This window comes from Bartonella sp. AC130YNZD (genome assembly GCF_042196865.1).
GTDB lineage: Bacteria > Pseudomonadota > Alphaproteobacteria > Rhizobiales > Rhizobiaceae > Bartonella.
Window position 1 is genome coordinate 1 of record NZ_JBHIQZ010000115.1, and the last position, 1,079, is coordinate 1,079.

Here is a 1,079-nt window from a genome sequence, read left to right on the forward strand (position 1 = left end):
ACACCTGAGAGTGTCCGCGCTGCATTATCACTGTTTGCAATATTGATGCTCGTACCGCCTTTTTCGCCTCCAATGCTGATGACATGCGTCTCATCATCTTGCTTAACTAAGCTATCACTAACAACTTTGTTAATCTCCTTGTTAATCTCGTTATGAATATTCGTGAATGAAGTACCTACTCCGGCAAAAGCTTCCGCAACATTGCCATAACTCTTCTCTTCATCTTTTCCATCAGAGTTGACAGTTTTTAGCTTGAAACTTGGGACACTCCATTCTCCCTTATCATTATAGCCGGCTCCTCCACCAAAATAGGTCGCAACCGTTTTATTCATGGAATAAAGTTGTGAACCATTCACCGCATCCGTCGATGCTTTTGAAACTGCACCTTCCTTAACTCCAGAGAGTGTCCGCGCTGCATTATCACTGTTTGCAATACTGATGCTCGTACCGCCTTTTTCACCTCCAATGCTAATAACATGCGTCTTTTCGTCTTGTTTAACTAAACTATCGCCTACGACTTTGTTAATCTCCTTGTTAATTTCTTTGTGAATATTCGTGAAAGAAGTACCTACTCCTGCTAACGCATCCGCAACATTATCATAGCTCTTCTCTTCATCCTTGCCATCTTCTTTGATTGCGGTAACCTTGAAACTTGGGGCACTCCACTCTCCCTTATCATTATAGCCGGCTCCTCCACCAAAATAGGTCGCAACCGTTTTATTCATGGAATAAAGTTGTGAACCATTCACCGCATCACTTGAGGTTTCCGAAACCGTTCCATCATGCACTCCGGAAAGAGTACGTTTCGTACCATCAGTGTTTGCAATATTGATGCTTGTACCGCCTTTTTCACCTCCAATGCTAATAACATGCGTCTTTTCATCTTGTTTAACTAAGCTATCGCCTACGACTTTGTTAATCTCCTTGTTAATTTCTTTGTGAATATTCGTGAAAGACGTCCCTACTCCTGCTAACGCATCCGCAACATTATCATACTGCTTATCTTCATCCTTGCCATCTTCCTTAACAGTCTTAACCTTGAAACTTGGAGCAGTCCAGTTTCCATCATCATCATAGCC

Annotated in this window: 1 pseudogene; it reads right to left on the reverse strand. The window is 42.3% G+C overall.

The features are described 5' to 3' along the window. A pseudogene (locus tag ACFINU_RS09965) lies at nt 1–1,079 on the reverse strand (adhesin); the annotation flags it as partial.